The 14,669-nt window shown below is 70.2% G+C and carries 14 protein-coding genes; 4 read left to right on the forward strand and 10 right to left on the reverse strand.

The genetic code is table 11. From position 1 onward, the window contains the following. Nucleotides 1-41 precede the first annotated feature (41 nt). The 5 genes from JJJ14_RS08085 to rpsB all read right to left on the reverse strand — a co-directional run bounded on the left by JJJ14_RS08085 (nucleotide 42) and on the right by rpsB (nucleotide 4,563). Nucleotides 42-971: a phosphatidate cytidylyltransferase gene (locus JJJ14_RS08085; protein WP_009407305.1), complete on the reverse strand. Its 930-nt coding sequence runs from the start codon at nucleotides 969-971 to the stop codon at nucleotides 42-44. Nucleotides 972-1,043: 72 nt separating this feature from the next. Next, complete coding sequence (frr, locus tag JJJ14_RS08090) at nucleotides 1,044-1,601, reverse strand: ribosome recycling factor (RefSeq protein ID WP_003786400.1); 558 nt, start codon at nucleotides 1,599-1,601, stop codon at nucleotides 1,044-1,046. A gap of 155 nt (nucleotides 1,602-1,756) precedes the next feature. Then, the gene (pyrH, locus tag JJJ14_RS08095) at nucleotides 1,757-2,509 is read right to left on the reverse strand and encodes a UMP kinase (protein WP_201443815.1); all 753 of its coding nucleotides are present in this window, start codon (nucleotides 2,507-2,509) and stop codon (nucleotides 1,757-1,759) included. Nucleotides 2,510-2,766: 257 nt separating this feature from the next. Further along, a complete protein-coding gene (gene tsf, locus JJJ14_RS08100; RefSeq protein ID WP_003786404.1) occupies nucleotides 2,767-3,606 on the reverse strand; it encodes a translation elongation factor Ts in 840 nt (279 codons plus the stop codon). 108 nt (nucleotides 3,607-3,714) lie between these two features. Then, on the reverse strand, nucleotides 3,715-4,563 hold the full coding sequence (rpsB, locus tag JJJ14_RS08105) for a 30S ribosomal protein S2 (protein WP_009747744.1): 849 nt from the start codon (nucleotides 4,561-4,563) through the stop codon (nucleotides 3,715-3,717). Between the two features lie 656 nt (nucleotides 4,564-5,219). On the opposite strand from rpsB, the gene JJJ14_RS08110 reads away from it, so the two are divergent. Next, nucleotides 5,220-5,873, forward strand: a complete 654-nt coding sequence (locus JJJ14_RS08110; protein ID WP_236592770.1) for a M23 family metallopeptidase — start codon at nucleotides 5,220-5,222, stop codon at nucleotides 5,871-5,873. 25 nt (nucleotides 5,874-5,898) lie between these two features. On the opposite strand, the gene JJJ14_RS08115 is transcribed toward JJJ14_RS08110, so the two are convergent. Next, nucleotides 5,899-6,822, reverse strand: a complete 924-nt coding sequence (locus JJJ14_RS08115) for a tyrosine recombinase XerC (RefSeq protein ID WP_201443816.1) — start codon at nucleotides 6,820-6,822, stop codon at nucleotides 5,899-5,901. A 455-nt stretch (nucleotides 6,823-7,277) separates the two neighbouring features. Here JJJ14_RS08115 and JJJ14_RS08120 point away from each other — a divergent pair, with 455 nt between their 5' ends. The 3 genes from JJJ14_RS08120 to JJJ14_RS08130 are packed head-to-tail and all read left to right on the forward strand — an operon-like array spanning nucleotide 7,278 to nucleotide 10,530. Further along, nucleotides 7,278-7,643, forward strand: coding sequence for a serine/arginine repetitive matrix protein 1 (locus JJJ14_RS08120; protein WP_201443817.1), 366 nt, complete (start codon nucleotides 7,278-7,280; stop codon nucleotides 7,641-7,643). Continuing rightward, nucleotides 7,640-9,268, forward strand: a complete 1,629-nt coding sequence (locus JJJ14_RS08125) for an FHA domain-containing protein (RefSeq protein ID WP_201443818.1) — start codon at nucleotides 7,640-7,642, stop codon at nucleotides 9,266-9,268. Before JJJ14_RS08120 ends, JJJ14_RS08125 begins: the two co-directional genes overlap by 4 nt. Continuing rightward, nucleotides 9,268-10,530 carry a serine/threonine-protein kinase gene (locus tag JJJ14_RS08130; protein WP_236592771.1) on the forward strand — a complete coding sequence of 421 codons (1,263 nt, stop codon included), beginning with the start codon at nucleotides 9,268-9,270 and terminating at the stop codon, nucleotides 10,528-10,530. The genes JJJ14_RS08125 and JJJ14_RS08130 overlap by 1 nt, the downstream gene beginning before the upstream one ends. A gap of 135 nt (nucleotides 10,531-10,665) precedes the next feature. Here JJJ14_RS08130 and JJJ14_RS08135 read toward each other — a convergent pair whose 3' ends face one another. From JJJ14_RS08135 to JJJ14_RS08150, 4 genes are all read right to left on the reverse strand, one after another. Continuing rightward, a complete protein-coding gene (locus JJJ14_RS08135) occupies nucleotides 10,666-12,054 on the reverse strand; it encodes a DNA-processing protein DprA (RefSeq protein ID WP_236592772.1) in 1,389 nt (462 codons plus the stop codon). After that, the gene (locus JJJ14_RS08140) at nucleotides 12,051-13,622 is read right to left on the reverse strand and encodes a YifB family Mg chelatase-like AAA ATPase (RefSeq protein WP_201443820.1); all 1,572 of its coding nucleotides are present in this window, start codon (nucleotides 13,620-13,622) and stop codon (nucleotides 12,051-12,053) included. Before JJJ14_RS08140 ends, JJJ14_RS08135 begins: the two co-directional genes overlap by 4 nt. Beyond that, a complete protein-coding gene (locus JJJ14_RS08145; RefSeq protein WP_201443821.1) occupies nucleotides 13,613-14,173 on the reverse strand; it encodes a YraN family protein in 561 nt (186 codons plus the stop codon). Before JJJ14_RS08145 ends, JJJ14_RS08140 begins: the two co-directional genes overlap by 10 nt. A gap of 162 nt (nucleotides 14,174-14,335) precedes the next feature. Further along, entirely contained in the window at nucleotides 14,336-14,644 is a 309-nt protein-coding gene (locus tag JJJ14_RS08150; protein WP_003781502.1) for a DUF2469 domain-containing protein, read from the reverse strand. Between the last annotated feature and the right edge of the window lie 25 nt (nucleotides 14,645-14,669).

Consider the following 14,669-nt stretch of genomic DNA (forward strand, 5'->3'; position numbering starts at 1 on the left):
AGGGCCGGGCTGGTCGATAGGGGTGGGTGCGGCATGCGTCCCTATTTCACCAGGAGGGTGAAGGCGTAGACAAGTGGAGCGGCCACGAGGATCGAGTCGAGCCGGTCCATGATTCCGCCGTGCCCGGGCAGGAGCGTGCCCATGTCCTTGAGTCCCAGGTCCCGCTTGAGCAGGGACTCCCCCAGGTCGCCCAGGGTGGAGACGATCACGGTGCAGGCACCCAGTGCGGCTCCGGTCCACCAGGGGCCGCCGATGGCCCAGACGCAGCCGGCACCGGTGGCGACGGCTGCGATGAGGGAGCCCATGAGCCCCTCCCAGGACTTCTTGGGTGAGACCGAGGGCGCCAGGGGGTGACGGCCGAAGGTGATGCCGGCCATCCACCCGCCGGTGTCGTTGGCGGCCGCCAGGGCGATGAGCATCATGACTTTTCCCACTCCGTGCTCCTGCACCAGGAGCAGGACCGCGAAGCCGGCCAGGAAGGGCAGGTAGGTGGCGGCGAAGACCGAGGCGGCCGCGGCGCTGGAGCGCGAGCGGCGGACCTCATCGTGGGCCTCAGTGCGGGGGATATCGTGGCCGGCCTGCTCCAGGACGGTGCCGACCTCCGCCTCGGCCTGGTCCATGAAGCTCCACAAGACGCAGGCGCCGACGGTGGCGACGTAGGCACCGAAGGCCGCCTCCGCTCCCACCTCCCAGGCACACACGGAGATTCCCAGGGTCCCCAGCCACAGCGGCGCCAGGGGCAGGCGGATGCGCTTGCGGGCGAAGGCCGCCGCCAGCTCCCACAGCGCACCGCACACGGCCAGGACGACGACGCCCACGAAGATGACCTTGTAGAAGGCCAAGGACCCCAGGACCACGGCGATGAGCACGACCGCCACCCCGATGGCGGCGGGCAGGTTGCGTCCCGCCCGCCCGGTGGCGGGCAGGGGGTCGTGGTTGCGCGTGGGGCGCGGGTTCAGCAGAGGCGACACGGGGCTCACAGGGGTTGACGGGACAGGGCGGGAGGCCGGGTGGTGGCGCGGCCGCTCCCGGGACGAGGCGGCTCAGACCTCGAGGAGCTCGGCCTCCTTGGCGCTCAGAGCGGCGTCGATCTGCTCGACGAAGCGCTTGGTGAGGCCGTCGAGCTCGTGCTCGGCGCGCTTGACGTCGTCCTCGCCGGCCTCACCGTCCTTCTTGATGGCCTCGAGCTCCTTCTTGGCCTTGCCGCGGATACCGCGCACCTGGACGCGGGAGTCCTCGGCGCGGGAGCGGGCGAGCTTGACATAGTCCTTACGGCGCTCCTCGGTCAGTGCCGGCAGGGTGACGCGGATGACGGTGCCGTCATCGGTGGGGTTGACGCCGAGGTCGGACTCGCGGATGGCGGTGACGATGTCCTTCATGGCGGAGCGGTCGAAGGGGCTGACCAGGACCGTGCGGGCCTCGGGGATCGTCAGGGAGGCGAGCTGCTGGAGCGGGGTGGGGGCGCCGTAGTAGTCCACGACGATCCCGTTGAACATCGAGGGGTTGGCGCGGCCGGTGCGGATGGTGGCCAGCTCGCTCTTGGCGGCCTGGAGGGCCTTGTCCATCTTGTCCTCGGCCTCGAGCATGACGTCGTCGATCATGGTGCTTCCTTTACTGGGCGGTCGTGGGTTCGTCAGGTAGTGATCGGCCATCGTGGGGATGGCTGCGGGTTGGGAGGGTGTGCCGGCCGTCTGCGCCGCACGCGGTCACGGAGCTCGAAGGGGCCCTCGGCGGCCCGTCGGAGCTCGCAGCCGAGTCAGTCGCAGCTGACGAGTGTCCCGATTCTCTCACCCAGCAGGGCTCGGGTGATGTTGCCGGGCTCCCCCATGCCGAAGACGCGCATGGTCAGGCCGTTGTCGCGGCACAGGGCGAAGGCGGAGGCGTCGACCACCTGGAGGCCGTCGGCCAGGGCGCGCTCGTAGGTAAGCTGGTCCAGGCGCCGGGCATCGGGGTTCTTACGGGGGTCGGCGGTGTAGACGCCGTCGATCCCGTTCTTGCCCACGAGTAGCTCGTCGCAGTGGGTCTCCAGGGCGCGCTGGGCCGAGACGGTGTCCGTGGAGAAGTAGGGCAGGCCGGCACCGGCGCCGAAGACGACGACGCGGTTCTTCTCCATGTGGCGGATGGCGCGCAGGGGGATGTAGGACTCGGCGACCTGTCCCATGGCGATGGCGGTCTGGACGCGGGCTGGCACCCCGGCCTTCTCAATGAAGTCCTGAAGGGCCAGGGCGTTCATGACGGTTCCCAGCATGCCCATGTAGTCGGCGCGGGCACGGTCCATGCCGCGCGAGGAGAGCTCGGCGCCGCGGAAGAAGTTGCCGCCTCCGACGACGACGGAGACCTGGACTCCGGCGCGCACGGCCTCGGCGATCTGGCGGGCGGCGTCGGAGACGACGTCGGGGTCCAGACCTATGGATCCGCCACCGAAGACCTCACCGGAGAGCTTGAGTAGAACACGTCTGGGGTGCGTGCCGTGGGCGACGCGGTCGTCACGAGCCGGTTCCTGACTCATTGCGCTATGTCTCCTGGGTTCGGTGGGCAGGCTTGGCACAGCCTACCCCGTCCGGGCGGGTGCCGGGCCACGATGAGCGTCAACCCCGGCGGTCAGGCACACCATGGGACCGTGCCATGGGACCAGGGCCACGAAGAAGACGTGCTCGAGGAGGGTGCCCCGGGGAGCAGACGGTGAGGGATGCCGATGAGTGGGGAGAGAAACGGGGCGGGGGCGCGAGCATGATGCTCGCGCCCCCGCCCCGATCAGTGAGCGGATCAGGCGCCGACGCGGAAGCGCACGAAGCCGGTCAGCTCGCCACCGGTGGCCTCGACGACCTTGCCGACCGTGGTCTTGGGGTCCTTGGCGAAGGCCTGGTCGACCAGGACGTTCTCCTTGAAGAAGCCGTTGAGACGACCCTCGACGATCTTGGGGATGGCCTTCTCGGGCTTGCCCTCGGCGCGGGTGGTCTCCTCGGCGATGGCGCGCTCCTTGTCCACGACCTCGGCCGGGACGTCCTCACGGGTGGCGTAGGCCGGGGAGTAGGCGGCGATGTGCATGGCGACGTCGTGAGCCACCTCGGCGGCCTTGGCGTCGGTGCCCACCAGGACGCCGACCTGCGCGGGCAGGTCGGGGTTGGTGCGGTGCAGGTAGAGCTCGATCTTGTCGGCCTCGAGGCGGCCGACACGGCGCACGACGATCTTCTCGCCGATGACGGCCTGCATGCCGTCGGTGAGCTCCTTGACGGTGGAGCCGTCGACCTCAACCTCGGCCAGGGCCTCGGCGTCGGTGGCGCCGGAGTCCAGGGCGGCGGTGAGGACCTGCTCGGCGTAGTCGAGGAACTTCTGGTTCTTGGCCACGAAGTCGGTCTCGGCGTTGATCTCGACGAGGACGCCGACCTGGCCGTTGCCGGAGTCGACGACCTTGGCGGCGATGAGGCCGGCGGAGGCGGCGCGGCCCTCGCGCTTGGCAATGCCCTTGAGGCCCTTGACGCGAATGATCTCAATGGCCTTCTCGGCGTCGCCGTTGGCCTCGTCGAGGGCCTTCTTGACGTCGAGCATGCCCGCGCCGGTCTTCTCGCGCAGCGCCTTGATGTCAGCGGTGGTGTAGTTCGCCATGAATGTCTCCTGGTCAGTCAGTGACTAATAGACGTGTGAAAAAGGACGAGTGAGAGGTGCTCACAGCGCGGGGACGCCGCGCTGTGAGCGAGGAGCTGAGGGACGGGCTCAGGCCTGCTCGGCGGCGGGGGCCTCGGCGGTCTCAGCAGCCTCAGCGGCCGGGGCGTCGGCCTCGGCTCCGGCGAGGAGCTGGGCCTCCCACTCGGGCAGCGGCTCGGCGTCGGCGGGTGCGACCTCGGCCTCCTCACCGGTGCGGGCGCGGCCGCCGGAGCGGGCCAGCAGGCCCTCGGCGGTGGCGTCGGCGACGACGCGGGTCAGCAGGGTGACGGCGCGGATGGCGTCGTCGTTGCCGGGGATGCCGTAGGTGGCCTCGTCCGGGTCGCAGTTGGTGTCCAGGATGGCGATGACCGGAATCCCGAGCTTCTGGGCCTCGGAGATGGCCAGGTGCTCCTTCTTGGTGTCCACAACCCACACGGCCGCGGGGAGCTTGCTCATGTCGCGGATACCGCCCAGGGTGCGCTGGAGCTTGTCCTTCTCGCGGCGCATCATGAGCAGCTCCTTCTTGGTGCGGCCGGAGCCGGCCACGTCGTCGAAGTCGATCTGCTCGAGCTCCTTCATGCGGTCCAGGCGGGCGCGCACGGTGGAGAAGTTGGTGAGCATGCCGCCCAGCCAGCGCTGGTTGACGTAGGGCATGCCGACGCGCTGGGCCTGCTCGGCCACGGCGGCCTGGGCCTGCTTCTTGGTTCCGACGAACAGGATGTTGCCGCCGCGAGCGACGATCTCCTTGACGAAGTCGTAGGCGGTGTTGATGCCCTCAATGGACTGCTGGAGGTCGATGATGTAGATGCCGTTGCGCTCGGTGAGGATGAAGCGCTTCATCTTGGGGTTCCAGCGACGAGTCTGGTGCCCGAAGTGGACACCGCTGTCAAGGAGCTGGCGCATGGTAACGACGGCCATGACGGTCCTTCCGTGTGTGCCGAGAGGTTGCTCGACGCACGATCATTCGGGGGACGGCCGAGCTGCGCCCGGACGCGTCCCAGGGTTCTTCTTCTGGGTTCTTCCCCGTGGTTCCGCACGCTTGCGAACGCGTACCGGAGCCGGTGACCGGCTGGGAGCCGGCGCGGATGGGGCCTGGTGCCTGCGACGCACGGCCACCCGTTCACCGTGGCGAACCGTGATGACCGGGACCGCGACCGTGTCGCCCGGAGGGACGTCCCGAGATGCTCGGGTGCAGGCACGCGAAGTCAGCATTCCGGGCCCGTTTCCCGCTGACGCCGGAGCGATCCGCAGAATGCTGCGGAGGCGAGGCTACCACAGGACTGGACCAGCGGCCGAGGCCGAATCCGCGGTATTCGGAGTCGTCCCGGTCACCACAGGCCGCTTCCTCGAGGGGCTTTCCACAGGGCCGACGACGTCCTCGGCGCCGAGGGCCGCTCGGCGCGCACTCTGAGGGCATGCAGCCACAGCAGCCTCGGCAAAGCCGCCACCTCCGAGATCCTCGCACGCCGTCCTCTCCTGCCCACCACTCGCCCCGACGTCTCGCGGCGCTGGCAACGGCCCTGATCGCCTGCGGCGCGCTGACCGCCCTGCCCGGTACGCCGCCGGCTCAGGGCATGAGCACCCTTTCCGGCCCAGCCACCGACACTGCCATGGCCACGGTTCGGGCTCCGTGGGCGCAGGCTCCGTTGCCTCTCGAGCGGGCGGGCAGCGCGTCTGGGCCGACCGGGGCGGCCCACTGGTTGAGCTCGTCAACCTCGCTCGTGACACGCCTCACCCCCTCCTCCCCGCTCATCAATGGCACGGGGACGGCAGGCCTGGCGCCGACGAACCGGTCTGCGGGTCCCCGGCGCCCACGGGGTCGCTATCAGTGGCCGACCGGCGCGCCGGCCACCGTGGTGGAGGACTTCGACCCGCCCGCCGTCGTGTGGGGACGCGGACACCGGGGAGTGGATCTTGCGGCCGCTGAGGGCACGCAGATCCGCAGCGCCGCCGCGGGGACGGTCGCCTTCGCCGGCATGGTGGCCGGGCGCCCCGTAGTATCCATCGACCACACCGACGGGATCCGCACCACCTATGAGCCGGTCGAACCGGCCGTCAGCGCCGGTGACACGGTGGCTGCGGGGCAGATCATCGGCACCCTGCTGGCGGGGCACCGCTCGGACGGGGTCTGCGCCCTGCACTGGGGGGCGCGCACCGGTCCCAAGACGTACATCAACCCGCTGCGCCTGCTGCAACCTGCCGTCATCCGTCTCAAGCCCCTTCACTGAGAATGCGGCCACACGCGGGCTCCGCTCAGGCACGGGGGAAGGCCTGCTCGTAGACGCTGCGCAGGCGCTCAGCCGAGACGTGGGTGTAGCGCTGGGTGGTGGCCAGGGAGGAGTGACCGAGGAGCTCTTGGACGCTGCGCAGGTCCGCTCCCCCGCCCAGGACGTGGGTGGCGGTGCTGTGCCGCAGTCCGTGCGGGCCCAGGTCGGGTACCTGGGCGGCCGCGCACAGGCGGTGGACGACGTCGCGCACCGCCCGGGGATCGATGCGTCGCCCTCGGGCCCCGAGGAAGAGGGCGCCTCCCGCATCGACGGCGCAGATCTCACCGCGCCGATGCAGCCATGCCTCCAGTGCCTTGGCGGCGGGCAGCCCGTAGGGGACGGTCCGTTCCTTACGGCCCTTCCCCAGGACTCGCAGGGTCCGTTGGGAGTGGTCGAGGTCGGCGACATCCAGGCCAACGAGTTCGGAGACCCGTACTCCGGTCGCGTAGAGCGTCTCGATGATGGCCAGGTCACGCACGGCCAGGACGTGCCCGTCAGAGGCGAGGTCCGAGGCGGTCTTGAGCAGCTGCGAGGCCTGCTGGGTCGTCAGCACTCCGGGCAGGCGGTTGTCGACGCGGGGCGCGCGCAGACGCGCGGCGACGTCGGAGGTGAGCAGTCCCGTCTCGAAGGCCCAGGAGGAGAAGGTCCTCACCGAGGCCGAGCGCCGGGCCAGGGTGGCGCGCGAGTGACCGCTCGCGGCCATCGCGGCGAGCCAGTCCCGCAGGTCCGCCAGGTCAAGGGTGGCCAGGGCGGTATCGACTGGCTCCGCGCCACCCTCACCGACACCGAGGAAGCTCAGCAGGTCGCTGATGTCGACGAGATAGGCGCGCACGGTGTGCCCGGACAGGTCCCGCTGCAGGGCCAGGTAGCTGCGGTAGGAGTCGAGCAGCTCGGCACGCGTCCTCGACATGTGCTCCCTCCTCCCCGCTGGCGACAAGAACACCTGAAGACTACGGCGCCGGGACGGGCCCTCCACGGAATACGCGCCGCAGGCATCGGCAGCGCACAGCCCGGTGACGCCGCTCTGACGCGCCCCGGCTCTGCCCGAGCACGGGGGTCTCGGCGACACCCTCGCCACTAACCACGTCCGCCTCAGATCACTATCTCCGCCGGGCAGACAATCGCCACCTTGATTCAACGCACAATCTCACCACTCGAATCACAAGTTCATAACAACCATCCAGGCGGCACTACGGATACCAATCTCCCCTTCTCCTTGATCCCAACGAAAAACCCATCTTTCCTCTGTATTTCCCCACATTCGGAGCATTTGTTGCCGTCCAACGAGGAAGTTAAAATCTTGGTCGTTCTGACGAACTCCATCCCTTCCTGGCTCATCCCTATTTCCTGCTGGAGCGCAGCACTGTGAAACGGTTCTCCAGGCGCGGCGTCCACGTCGGCGTCATCGCGGTCCTGACCGCTGCCGCTCTGATCGCCGTCGTCCTGCACCCGGGGATGGTCACCCATGTTGTCGATCTTCATGACGGTGGAGTGCGGGCGACCAACGGGAAGATGGCGATGGTCGCCCACCTCAGCTACCGCTCGCAGACGCTCAACAGGGGCCTGCGCACCTCCTCGACGAGCTTCGACGTCGACCAGTCCGGCTCCCAGGTCGTCATGTCCGACGCCTCCTCGGACACCTACACGCAGATCGACGACATCACGCCGCCCCGGGCCACCGGCTCCAGCTCCACCGTCCCCACCCTCGTCTCCAGGAGGTTTCGTCCATGAACATGCTGACACGCTGGGTACCCGGCGACATCCTGGTCGCCGTCGGGGACGGCGGCGTTCTCGCCCTCGACGGGAGCACGCAGGCGATGGAAGCGATGTGGACCGAGCTCGGTGAGCACCGCTGCCTCGGCGACCTGCTCAAAAGCCTGAGCCGGCTGCACGACAACGAGGTCTTCACCCTCCCCGACTTCCTCATGATGGCCATCGACGGCCAGGAGCTGCGAGTGGCCGCCCGAGGCCGCTTCTGCCTCCACCTGGACACTGCCGACGGCGAGCGCAGCTTCAGTGCCTCCGAGGTCGTCGTGTGGGAGGAGTCCCGCTATGAGCGGGTCAACCAGTGCATCCTCGAGCTCACCCCGGCCACCAGACACCCAGCCGGTCCCGAAGGGCTCGACGAGTTCCTTCCCCTGCGCTCGGGGATCGTCCGAGCCTCGCAGCTGCACATCGGCTTCGGAGACCACCAGCTCCCACTGTCCTCACCGGCTCAGGCCGGCGCTCACGGGGGTCAGAGGGCACCGCAACCATCGGCGGCCCAGGAGATCCTCCAACAGGCTCAGGACGACGGCGCCCCCGAGCGGGACGACCCACCACCGTCGTCATCGCTACCTGCGAGGCAGGAGCAGGGGAAGGCCGCCCACCAGTCCCGCCCCAATCCCGGACAGACGCTGGAACCGCAGTCCATGGGCCCGATGGACAGTGCGGGCTCCCCGCAGGGGACCGGGGCGGGGGATCCGGCCGCGGTGCTGGGACCCGACGACGTTCCGGCGGCCGAGGCCGCAGCCCCGCAGGCGCATGGACAGCAGGCCCAGGACGACAAGGCCGGTCGACTTGTTGAGCACACGATGATGCAGGGGGCCGAGGCAGCCGTCGGCCCGGCCTCCTCCCAGGACATGGATCCGTTGGCCCGGCTCGCCGCAGGGCCCGGACGTCACCGGGCCTCCCCCCTGGGCGAGAGCGCCTCCGGCCGACACTCGTCACAGGCCGCTGAGCCGCTCCCGGCTCAGCGGCAGGCCCCGGACGGCGGCGCAGATGCAGCGTCCCCGAATGGCTCAGCGCCCTCGGGCGCGCAGGGCAAGCACGACGGGCGCACCGTCTCGGCTGTAGGACTTCATGCCGCCAGGAACGCACTAGGCGGGCAGACCGGGCTCGACGAGCCCTCCGGCACCGGCCCCAGCGTGATGGCCGTCTTCTGCGAGGCGGGGCACCCCAATCCGGTGCACGCCTCCTCGTGCCGCGAGTGCGACAGCACCATCACCTCCAGGACCGGCCAGGTCGAGCGACCGGTCCTGGGCGTTCTGCGTGTCTCCTCAGGCGCCACAGCGATCCTGGACACTGATGTCATCATCGGCCGACTGCCCCAGGGCACGAGCAGCACCGCCGCTCAGCGCCCCCGCCTGCTGGCCGTCCCCAGCCCGGGCAAGGCGATCTCGAAGACTCACTGCGCCGTGAGGGTCGAAGGCTGGGACATGCGCGTGGAGGACCTGGGCTCCACCAACGGGACCTTCCTGCTGCGCGCCGGGGAGGAGCCCCGCCGCGTGCCCGAGCACCAGCAGCTCCTCCTGCGAGCCGGCGACATCATCGACATCGGTGATGGCACCACCCTGACAGTGGAGCGTGAGGCGTGATGTCCTCCCCGAGCTCCGCCCCGCAGGGACCGCCGATCCCCGGAGCCAGCCCCAAGCGCCTCCTGGGCGCCGGGGGCTTCGCCGATGTCTTCCTGTATGAGCAGCGGGTGCCGCGCCGCGACGTGGCGGTGAAGATCCTGCGGCCAGGAGGCAGCCAGCGCGACCACCACCGGTTCACCACCGAGGCGGACCTCATGGCCCGTCTGTCATCGCACCCCTCCATCGTGTCGGTCTACGGGGCCGGGACGGTGGAGGAGGAGCGCAGCTGCCTCATCATGGAGTACTGTCCCCCTCCCCACCTGGGCAAGCTGGCCGCCTCGCAGCCCTTGCCCCTCACACGCGCCCTGGAGATCGGTATCCAGCTGGCGGGCGCGGTGGAGACCATTCACCGGGTCGGCTACCTCCACCGCAGCATCAAGCCTGCCAGCATCCTGCTCACCCCCTTCGGGCGTCCGGTGCTCGGCGACTTCGGGATCGCCGCGCCCATCGGGCTCAGCATCGAGAAGGACGAGTTCGGAGGGGCGTCCCCGCCGTGGGCCTCACCCGAGCAGCAGCTCGACCGGGAGAGCCTGACTCCGGCCTCGGATGTCTACGCCCTGGCCGCGACCATCTACACGCTGCTGGCGGGACGCTCACCCCACGTCGATGTCTCAGGGGCCGACCGCAACGACCAGCTCTCGATGATCGACCGAGTGCTCCACCGACAAATCCCCCCAATCGGGCGACACGACATACCCGAGCAGCTCGAGCGGGTCCTGGCCACGGCGATGGCCACGTCTCCCCGCGGACGGTATGCCAGCGCCGTCGCCCTGGCTCGGGCGCTGCAACAGGTACAGACCGACCTGTGCCTGACCATCACCCAGCTCGATGTCATGGAGGAGGCGTCCGGAAGACACATGAGCGGGAACCGAAACCAGGACTCCACGATGCTGCGGCCGGCCGTCACAATGGACCCGGACGGACCGACCGGAACCGTGCCCGCCGCACACCGGCACGACGACGCCACCACGACCTTCGCGCCTCGTCGTGTCAAGGCTCAGCCCACCGGCTCCGCCTCGCCGTGCGACCGTCCCCGTCCCGGTTCCGCTCTCCCGACCCAGGACGATGAGGCCGAGGTCACGAGAGACGACCCGGGCTCGAAGGAAACCGAGGCGGGCCTGCGGCGGCGCAGGCGCCCGTCGGGGCGAGCCGTGGCCGTCACCGTGGTGGGCACCGCCGTCATGGTCTGCCTGAGCGCGATCGGAGTGTGGTCGGTGATGTGAATGGAAGAAGGAGCGATCATGACGAGTTCACCCCCGAGCCCTGGCTCAGGCGCACCGGAGCATGTCGCTCGCATGCCTCACAAGGGTGGGGCAGGACCTGTCCATCATGGTCCCGCCGTCGTGGCAGGACGCTCTTCAGCCCCGACCACCTGCGCCCTTCCGGGGGCGTCGCCTCCATCCGGAGGCGGTGCGCTCCACCTTCCCTGAGAGCTCCAGGATCCCCAGTGCCGAGGTGGTCTCCTTCGGGGACAGCCCGGCGGAGCGGACGATGGACTCGGTACTCGCCGCGGCCCGGGCCGGCATGACGTCCAGGACCAGCGAGGCGGCCGGGTCCAGGCCATCGAGGAGCCCACTGCCTCTCAGCTCGGGGTCCTGCTCCTTGGCGGCGTCCGCGTCGACGGTGCCCAGGGGCGTCAGCAGCTCCAGGGCGTCGTCGGTATCGGTGATGCACACCGCCCCTTTGCGCAGGAGCCGGTGGCATCCGACCGAGGACATGGAGGTCACGGGGCCGGGAACGGCTCCCAGCTGCCTGCCCAGCTCGAGGGCGCGGTGGGCAGTGGACAGGGCGCCTGATCTCCAGGCCGCCTCCACCACGATCGTCGCCTGGGAGATCGCCGCGATGATGCGGTTGCGTGAGACGAACCGGTGTCGGCCGGGCTGACAGCCCGGCGGTACCTCCGCCACCAGGGCCCCGGAGGCGATGACTGCCTCCAGCACCCCGGTGTTTCCCACCGGGTAGAGGCGGTCCACTCCCCCGGCTGAGATTGACACCGTTGGTCCCTCCTGCAGTGCCCCCCGGTGGGCGCAGGCATCGATGCCGAAGGCTCCCCCGGAGACGATGAGGCCACCTTTGGCCGTCACCCCTGAGGCCAGGGAGGTGGCGATGCTCTCACCGTAGCGGGTGGAGGCCCGGGCCCCCACCAGTGCCAGGCACAGTCCGCTGGCCGGTCCCACCGGCATCCGCTGCTCACGTACAGGATGACCAGCGCCCGCGACACGTGGAGCGCCGTCGTCTCCAACAGCTCCGGGCTCGGCGTCCTCAGGGCCCTTGTCCCTCAGGTCCGCGGCGTTGACCAGCAGCGAGGGGTCGCCGCGCACCCACAGGCAGAAAGGCGGGTGCTCAAGCTGGTCGAGTCCCGGCGGCCACCAGGGCTCCCCCGGGAGGATGAGGCTGCCACCCAGGCGGTCAAGCACATCGAGCTCACGGCGAATGTCGAGTCCCTCCAGGCGCGGCGCCCACCGGGCGGCGACCTGGGCCCAGCAGGCGCTGATATCGGCGGAGCCGGACATCCCCGGGGGCGGCTGCGGCACCGGTGGCCGCGGGGAGCCGCGCACCTGTCCGGAGGGGTCGATGGCCTCCTCCAAAAGCCACCTCAGGGCGGGACTCGGCCCGAGCCGGCCCACCACCATGGCTGCGGTGGCGTTGTCGGGCTCAGCCAGGCGGGACCAGGTCGCGCGTGCCAACGCCGGATCGTCGATGTCGTAGGGCAGTGTCATGGGCGTCATGGGCGTCATGGGCTTCATGGCCGCACTCCTGAGGTTCTCAGGGCCAGGGCGGTCCCGATGTGGGCGAGGGAGAGGGTGTCGAGCCCTTCGAGGTCGGCGAGGGTCCAGGCCAGTCTGAGGACCCGGTCCACCCCGCGCAGGGAGAGGTCGCCGCGTTCGAGGGCGGTCATGAGGCGGCGGCTGAGTGGAACGCTGAGTCCGCCGTCGGGTCCTCTGAGGTAGGAGCCGGGGACCTCGGCGTTGAGGCGCCACGGGGTGCCGGCCAGCCTGCGCTCCGCGGCCCGGCGGGCACGCAGGACGCGCCGCGCCACCTCGACGCTGGACTCTCCATGGCCGGTGGAAGCGAGGTCGGCGGCGCTGACGGCACCGACCTCGACCTGGATGTCGACTCGGTCCAACAGTGGACCGGACAGTCGTGAGAAGTAGCGCCGCCGCTGCAGGGAGGTGCAGGTGCACTCCAGGCCGCGGCCGCCGGCCTTGCCGCAGGGGCAGGGGTTGGCGGCCAGGACGAGCTGGAAGGCGGCCGGGTAACTGGCACGCCCACCCACCCGGTCGATGGTGACCACTCCCGACTCCAGCGGCTGGCGCAGGCAGTCCAGGACGCCGGCGCTGAACTCGGGGGCCTCATCGAGAAAGAGCACCCCGCGGTGAGCCAGGGAGACATCCCCGGGGCGGGGCAGGCCGGAGCCTCCCCCGACGACGGCGGCCCGGGTCGCCGTGTGGTGCGGCGCGCGCAACGGCGGCCGGGTGATAAGTCCGCGGGCGGGATCGAAGATGCCGGCCACGGAGTGCAAGGAAGTGACGGTCACAGCATCGGCCTGCTCCAGGGGCGGCAGGATGGAGGGGAGCCTCTCGGCGAGCATGGTCTTGCCCGTTCCCGGGGGCCCCACCATGATGAGGTGATGTCCCCCGGCGGCGGCGACCTCGAGGGCCTGGCGGGCCTCGGACTGCCCGACGACGTCGGCCAGGTCCGGCTGCTCGGCATCCTGCGGCGGGGTCGTGGGGGCATCGTCTGTGGCGGCCTCGGTGACCTGCTCCAGCGCGGCGGCCACGGCCGCGCTTAGGCGCCCTCCATAACGCTCGACGAGCTGACCGACGTGCCTGACGGCGGTGACGCGGGCGCCGGGGACGAGCTCGGCCTCGGCGGCGGCCTCCTGGGCGACAACGATCTCCTCGATCCCAGCGGCCACCGCGGCCTGGACGCTGGGCAGGACACCGCGCACCGAGTGCACGGAGCCGTCCAGCCCGAGCTCGCCGATGTAGACGGTCCGTCCCAGGAGCCCGGCCGCGCTCCGTCCGAGCCGCCCGCGGGCCCCCAGGACGGCCAGGGCGAGCGCCAGGTCCAGCCCGGTCCCGGTCTTGCGCAGGTCCGCTGGGGAGAGGTTGACGGTCAGGCGCTGCTCACCCCAGGTGACGCCGCAGGTGCTCAACGCGGCCCGGACGCGCTCGCGCGACTCACGCACGGCGGCGTCGGGCAGGCCCACGAGGGTGAATCCGGGCAGGCCCTGGGCGGCATGAGCCTCGACCTCAACGATGTGCCCGGCCAGCCCGGTCAGCGTGACAGCGAGCGTACGAGCTAGCCCCATGACGCATCCACCGCCCGGTGGTGGCGCAGCAGCGCAGGACGCGCGTCGCGCATAAGGATGGAGATGACGTCCAGGCGCATGCCGGCGTGCGGCGGGGTCTCGTGGGTACTCGCCCAGGCGGCAGCCAGGGCCCGCAGTCGGGCGACCTTGCGGGCGTCGACGGCGGCGGCCGGCGGCCCCTGGCGCAGGGAGCTGCGGGTCTTGACCTCGACGATGACGAGCCTTGCTCCTGCCCACCCCTGAGCTGGGTCGGTGACGGACTCACTGCCCGGCTCGCGGTGCGCGTGACCGGGTTCCAGGGCGATGATGTCGAGCTCTCCGCGCAGGCCGTGCTCCGGACGCCAGTTGCGCTCCAGGACCTGCCAGCCGATGTCCTCCAGGTAGGTGGCGGCAAGATCCTCTCCACGCCGTCCGGTGCTCTGGCGGGACGCCCCTGCGCGGACAGCTTCTGCGCCTCCCGGGCCCTGGAACGGCGGCGTAAGCGCGTGATCGCCGCACCTGGCTGCGATCACCGTTCGTCCCCTTGTGGCTGCTACGACCTGTTCGGTCATCCCGATCACCTCCGCCACTAGCGTGAGGCCGGATCAGCCGGTGCGCGTCATGGCCCGATCGGCTCTGTGGAAGGCGCTGTCAGAAGACGAGCTGTGGCCCCCGGCGAGCGGGGAGGGACAGCCGAACGGAGCCTTCTGAGGTGGCGCGGCGTGGGAAGGACGCTAGGAGGAGGGGATGTCCATCTCGAGCTTGGTGAGCTCCTCGACGTTGACGTCCTTGAAGGTGACGACGTGGACGGACTTGACGAACCGGGAGGCCCGGTAGATGTCCCACACCCAGGCGTCCTCGAGGGTCAGCTCGAAGAAGACCTCCCCGCCGCTGGTGCGTACCTGGACGTCAACGGCGTTGGCCAGGTAGAACCGCCGTTCAGTCTCCACCACGTAGGAGAACAGGGAGGCGACGTCGCGGTACTCCCGGTACAACGAGAGCTCCAGCTCGTTCTCATAGGACTCGAGGTCTTCTGCGCTCACCGGGCCATCATGCCTGGCCTCAGCC

It is taken from the genome of Actinomyces sp. HMT 175 (genome assembly GCF_016694895.1).
Classification (GTDB): Bacteria; Actinomycetota; Actinomycetes; order Actinomycetales; family Actinomycetaceae; genus Actinomyces; species Actinomyces oris.